This is a genomic window from Kineococcus indalonis, assembly GCF_009906395.1.
GTDB lineage: Bacteria > Actinomycetota > Actinomycetes > Actinomycetales > Kineococcaceae > Kineococcus > Kineococcus indalonis.
Genome location: NZ_JAAALM010000269.1, coordinates 1 through 5,490 on the forward strand (window position 1 = coordinate 1; position 5,490 = coordinate 5,490).

The window sequence follows — 5,490 nt, forward strand, 5'->3', positions numbered from 1 at the left end:
GCCCCGGGCGGGGCCGCGGGGGCGCACCGCGCCACCGGCCGGGCCAGGAGGAGGAACCGTGGTCGCAGTTCTCGGGGGGACCGGCAGGACCGGCAGGACCGGCCGGCGGGCCGTGCAGGTCTCCGGCCCGGAGTGGACGGTGCTGCGCGGCGACTGGTCCCACCGGAACCCCTCGGAGGGCTCCCTCCCGGGGCCGGTGCGCGCGGGGGTCCTGCCCCTGGCGGTGGGCGGGGCCGTGAAACCCTTCCGGGACGCCGGGTTCGTGGCGCACCTGCCCGGGGGGTTCGCGGACCTGTCCGCGCTGCCCCTCGACGGGCGCGACGCCGCGGTGACCGGCGGGGTGGAGCGGGCGCTGGGCCGCCCCGCGCGGGACGTCGCCGACCACGCCCGCGAGGCGGCGGCCACCGGCGTCCGGGCGGTGCTGCCGTCCGGCGCGCGGGCCTGAGGGGCACCGGTGGCGGGGCCGCTGCTGCCGCAGGTGCTGCTGCTCGTGGCCCTGGTGACGTCGGGGTCGCTGGCCGGGCTGTTCCACGCGTTCTCGTGCGCGGTGCTGCCGGGGTTGCGCGCCACCTCCGACGCGACGTTCACGGCGGCGATGACGTCGGTGAACGCCGCGGTGCGCAACCCGCTGTTCGCGCTGGTGTTCGCCGGGGCGCCGCTGAGCACGGCCGCGGCCGCGGCCGCGAGGGCGCTCACCGGTCAGGTTCCGGCGGCGCTCGTCGCCGCGTGCGCCCTGCACCTGGCGGCGCTGGTGGTGACGGTGCGGGCGAACCTGCCGCTGAACGCGGCGCTGGCGGCCGCGGCGGGCGACCCGGCCGCGGCGCGGCGGGGTTTCGAGCGGGCCTGGCGGCGGTGGAACGCGGTGCGCGGGGCGCTGGACACGGGCGCCCTGGCGTGCGTGGGCGTCGCGCTGGCGGCGGCCTGAGGGTTCCGCGCGCGTGCGCTGCTGCCCTACGGTCGTGCGCGTGGAGCTGCCGGCCGGGTGCTTCGACGGGCCCCGCGCCCGGGGCGCGTTCGTGCTGCGCGTGGTGATGGAACCGCCGTGGGCGGTGCGGGTGGCCGACGAGGCCCCGCTGAGCGCGGTGGCGGTGCTGCGCGGCTCGGCGTGGGTGTCCGGCGCCGGCGGCGCGCAGCCGATGTCGGCCGGCGACGTGCTGCTGGCGCGCGGCAGCGCCCCGTACGTGGTGGCCGGTTCCCCGGGCGCGGCGCCCCTGGCGGCGGTCGGTGCGGGGCAGGTGTGCTCGGGCCCGGACGGGCGTGAGCTGCCCGGCCGCTGGAACTCCGGGGTGCGCACCTGGGGCAACGACCCGGCGGGCCGCGACGCGCTGCTGGTGGGCACGTTCCGCAGTCGCGGGGAGGTGGGGCGGGCGCTGACGGCGGCGCTGCCGGAGGCGGTGGTGGTGCCGGACCCGGACCCCCAGGTGCTGGCGCTGCTGGCGCGGGAGGTGGAGCGCGCGGGCGGGGAGCAGGCCGGCGTCCTGGACCGGCTGCTGGACCTGCTGCTCATCGCGGCGGTGCGCGGCTGGTCGGCGGGCCGGGGGGCGCTGCCGGGCGTGGTGGCGGACCCGGTGGTGCAGCGGGCGGCGCGCTGGCTGGAGGCGGACCCGGCGGCGCCGTGGACGGTGCCGGAACTGGCCCGGCGCAGCGGGGTGTCGCGCTCGGCGCTGACGCGGCGGTTCGCGCGCGCGGTGGGCACCACCCCGGGGGAGCACCTGGCGCAGCGCCGCCTGGCGCTGGCGGCGGAACTGCTGGGCGAGCGCGACCTGACGCTGGCGGCGGTGGCGCGCCGGGTGGGGTACTCCTCGCCCTTCAGCCTCAGCGCGGCCTTCAAGAAGCGCTACGGAGTGAGTCCACAGGCCTACCGGCAGCGATGAGCGCCCCGTCCGGGGGGCGCGGCGGCGATCTCGCCGTGCGGAGAGCGCCCACCGGTGGTTTCCTCGACGGGCGTCATCGAGAAGCGGTGACCGGCCCGGCACGTCGAGGAGAGCCCTCGCCAGCGGCCGCCACCTCGCGCGTCAGCGAGCGGTGCGCGCCGCACCCGGGTCCCGACACACGAGGAGTCCCCGTGATCAGTGCCATCATCTCCGCCGTCGTCATCGGTCTGATCATCGGCGCGCTCGCGCGGCTGGTGCTGCCCGGGCGGCAGAACATCTCGATCCTCCTGACGATCCTCGTCGGCATCGTCGCCGCGGTCATCGGCACGTTCCTGGCGAACGCGATCGGCGTCGCCACCACGAACGGCATCGACTGGATCGAACTGGTCCTGCAGGTCGCCGTGGCCGCCGTCGGCGTGACCGTCGTCGGATCGATCTCCGGGCGCCGCCGCTGAACCCGGCACCCCCAGTGCCCCGGCGGGCCGGTCCCTCCCCCAGCGGGGCGGGGCCGGCCCGTCCTCGCGCCGGGGGCGCGGTCGCCGGAACACGGGGGCGCGGTCGCCGGAAACCCTCCCGCGCGGCGCGGCGCGGGAGGACGATGGCGGTGGTGGCCGGGCGGCACGGCGCCGCCCCCACGGGAGGAGGCCGCGGTGAAGCGGTCAGCTGCTCTGGCGTCACTGCTCCTGGGTGCGGCCCTGGTGGGCCTGGCACCCTCCGCCTCGGCGCGGGCGGGGTGCCCCACCGGCTGGGGCTCCCTGCCGGAGGACGCGCCCTCGGCGCTCAACGCCGAGGTCCAGGACGTGCGCACCGGCGCGCACGCCTGCTTCGACCGGCTCGTGGTCGACGTGTCCGGGCGCGGCGACGGGTACTTCGTGCGCTACGTCGACCAGGTCCGGTTCGACGGTTCGGGGAACCCGGTCCCGCTGCGCGGCGGGGCGAGGCTGGAGGTCGTCGTCGTCGAGCCCGTCGTGGCCACCGACGGCATCTTCCTGCCGAACGGGGAACTGGCCGACGTGCGCGGCTACCGCACGTTCCGGCACGTGGCGTGGGCCGGTTCCTTCGAGGGGCAGACCACGTTCGGGCTGGGCGTGCGGGCCCGGTTGCCGTTCCGCGTGTTCGTGCTGGACGGGCCGGGGGCGGGTTCCCGGTTCGTCGTGGACGTCGCGCACCGCTGGTGAAGGAGCCCGCCGCGCCGTCCCCTCCGGCGGCGCGGCGGGCTCAGTCCTGCTCGAGCCGGGGCTCGGGGGCACCGGCCGCGAGGGCCGGGACGGGCACGGGCGCGCCGGCGGGGCGCTCGGCGGTCCCGGTGGTGTCGGCGGTGAACTCCCGCAGCGCCCGGAAGGCCGGGGCCAGCACCTCGGCCAGGGAGGCGAACACCGGGCGCAGGCGGGCGTGGACGGCGGCGTCGGCGGGGTCGGGTTCGACGACCTCGCCGATGCGCACCTCGCGCCGGGCCGCCTCGAGCATGTCGAGGTGTCCCAGCGCGTGGTGGCCGACGAGGGCGGCCCCGAAGCTGGAACCCTCCTGCCCGCCGGCGGCGAAGGACAGCGGCCGGCCGAGGACGTCGGCGAGGACCTGCCGCCACAGCGCGCTGCGGGCGAAACCCCCGGTGGCGCGGATCTCGGTGATGCCCGAGCCGGCGTCCTCCACGGAGTCGGCGACGAGGGCGAGCTGCTGGCACACCCCCTCCAGGGCGGCGCGCACGACGTGCGCGCGGCCGTGGCGGCGCTGCAGGCCCACGAGCACGCCGCTGGTCAGCGCGCTCCACTGCGGCGCGCGCTCGCTGAGCAGGTGCGGCAGCATCAGCAGCCCCTCGGCGCCGGCGGGCACCTGCGCGGCCAGGTCCAGCAGCGGTTCCTCCGGCACGTCGCCCAGCTCCCCGGCCACGAACGTCAGGTCGGGGACGACGGTCTCGGCGAGCCAGCGCAGCACGACGCCGCCGTTGGTGGTGGCGCCGCCGACGATCCACAGGTCGTCGGTGAGGGAGTAGCAGAACGTGCGGCCCGCCTCGTCCACGCGGGGGGCGCGCGCGGCCACGCGCAGCGCCCCGGAGGTGCCGATGGACAGCGCCGCGGTGCCGGGCACGACGGCGCCCACGCCGAGGTTGGCCAGCGGGCCGTCGGCGCCGCCGGCGAACACCGGGGTGCGCGCGGGCAGGCCCAGCTCCTCGGCGGCCGCGGCGGTCAGGGTGCCCACCAGGCCGGTGACGGGCGCGATGGGGGGCAGCTGCACCGGGCTGACCCCGGCCACGCCCAGCGCCTGCCCGGACCAGTCGCCGGTGGCCAGGTCCGCCAGGCCGGTGGCCGAGGCGGTGGAGCGGTCGGTGACCCACGTGCCCGTCAGGCGGTGCACCAGCAGGTCCTTGACCTGCACCCAGCGGCGCGCGGCGGCGAACAGCTCCGGCCGGTGCCGCTGCAGGTGCACGAGCTTGACCAGCGGGGACATGGGGTGCACGGGCGTGCCGGTGGTGCGGTGCAGGGCGCGGCCGAGGTCGGTGGGCCGCAGCTCCTCGGCCTCCTCGGTGGCGCGGGTGTCTGCCCAGGTGATGACCTCCGTCAGCAGCGCGCCGCGCGCGCCCACCCCCACCAGGGAGTGCATGGCGGAGGAGAAGGAGATGCCGGCGACGGCGCAGCCGGCGGCGCGGGCGCGGGCGGCGGCCTCCCGGGTGGCGCGCAGCGCCGCGCCGAGCACGTCGGCCGCGCCGAGCTCGACGTGCCCGGGGGCGGGTTCGCGCAGGGGGTACCCGGCGCCGGCCGAGGCGCGCTCGCGGCCGGCGGCGTCGAAGGCGACGACCTTGGTGGAGGTGGTGCCCAGGTCGACGCCGAGGACGACGGGGGTGCTGGTCCGGTTCACCGCTGCGGGTCTCCTCGCGTGGTCGGGTTCCTGCTCGGGGGTCGCCGACCGGGCCGGGAACCGGTGGATCCGTCCGTAGTAGGTATCACCATTGACACCGCCGGGACAATGGGGGGGTGAGACCGGTGCGCCCGCTGTGCGCGACGCCACCCCCGCCCGCGCGCCGCCGAGCGCACCGGGCGGCCCGGCGGTGACGCTCGCCGCGCCCACCCTGCACACCGGCGTGCTCGACGCCCTCGGCGGCGAGATCGCCTCCGGCGGGCTGCCCGCCGGTTCCGTGCTGGGCCTGGAGCCCCTCGCCGAGCGCTTCGGCGTCTCGCGCACCGTGGTGCGCGAGGCCGTGCGCGTGCTGGAGTCGCTGGGCTTCGTGGAGAGCCGCCGCCGCGTCGGCGTCACCGTGCAACCCCGCGAGCGCTGGAGCGTGCTCGACCCGCGCGTGGTGCGCTGGCGCCTGCTGGAGCTGGCCGGGGAGATGGAGCGCCTGGGCGCCGCCGGCGACCTGGCCGCCTTCGGCGAGGCCGACGTCGCCTTCCACGAGCTGGTGCTGCGCGCCAGCGGCAACGAGATGCTCACCGCCCTGTCGGGCATGGTCGCCGAGGTGCTGCGCGGGCGCACCGAGCACCTGCTCATGCCCGAGCACCCCGAGCCCGCCGCGCGCGCCCTGCACGCCCGCGTCGCGCGGGCCGTCGCCGCGCACGACCCCGCCGCGGCCGAGAGCGCGATGCGCGCCATCGTCGCCGAGGTGCAGAGCGCCATCGAGGAG

The 5,490-nt window shown here is 78.3% G+C and carries 7 protein-coding genes; 6 read left to right on the forward strand and 1 reads right to left on the reverse strand.

The features are described from left to right. Positions 1–58 precede the first annotated feature (58 nt). The 5 genes from GTR00_RS13415 to GTR00_RS13435 all read left to right on the forward strand — a co-directional run bounded on the left by GTR00_RS13415 (position 59) and on the right by GTR00_RS13435 (position 3,052). Positions 59–445: a hypothetical protein gene (locus GTR00_RS13415; protein WP_166612114.1), complete on the forward strand. Its 387-nt coding sequence runs from the start codon at positions 59–61 to the stop codon at positions 443–445. 9 nt (positions 446–454) lie between these two features. Continuing rightward, a complete protein-coding gene (locus tag GTR00_RS13420; protein WP_205705747.1) occupies positions 455–925 on the forward strand; it encodes an anthrone oxygenase family protein in 471 nt (156 codons plus the stop codon). 40 nt (positions 926–965) lie between these two features. Continuing rightward, entirely contained in the window at positions 966–1,874 is a 909-nt protein-coding gene (locus tag GTR00_RS25035) for an AraC family transcriptional regulator (RefSeq protein WP_166612115.1), read from the forward strand. A gap of 191 nt (positions 1,875–2,065) precedes the next feature. Beyond that, positions 2,066–2,329, forward strand: a complete 264-nt coding sequence (locus tag GTR00_RS13430; RefSeq protein WP_166612116.1) for a GlsB/YeaQ/YmgE family stress response membrane protein — start codon at positions 2,066–2,068, stop codon at positions 2,327–2,329. Positions 2,330–2,524: 195 nt separating this feature from the next. After that, positions 2,525–3,052 carry an AMIN-like domain-containing (lipo)protein gene (locus GTR00_RS13435; RefSeq protein ID WP_166612118.1) on the forward strand — a complete coding sequence of 176 codons (528 nt, stop codon included), beginning with the start codon at positions 2,525–2,527 and terminating at the stop codon, positions 3,050–3,052. A gap of 40 nt (positions 3,053–3,092) precedes the next feature. On the opposite strand, the gene GTR00_RS25820 is transcribed toward GTR00_RS13435, so the two are convergent. Further along, positions 3,093–4,727: a gluconokinase gene (locus tag GTR00_RS25820; RefSeq protein WP_205705749.1), complete on the reverse strand. Its 1,635-nt coding sequence runs from the start codon at positions 4,725–4,727 to the stop codon at positions 3,093–3,095. A 190-nt stretch (positions 4,728–4,917) separates the two neighbouring features. Here GTR00_RS25820 and GTR00_RS13445 point away from each other — a divergent pair. Then, on the forward strand, positions 4,918–5,490 hold a 573-nt coding region (locus GTR00_RS13445; RefSeq protein ID WP_166612119.1), incomplete at its 3' end, for a FadR/GntR family transcriptional regulator.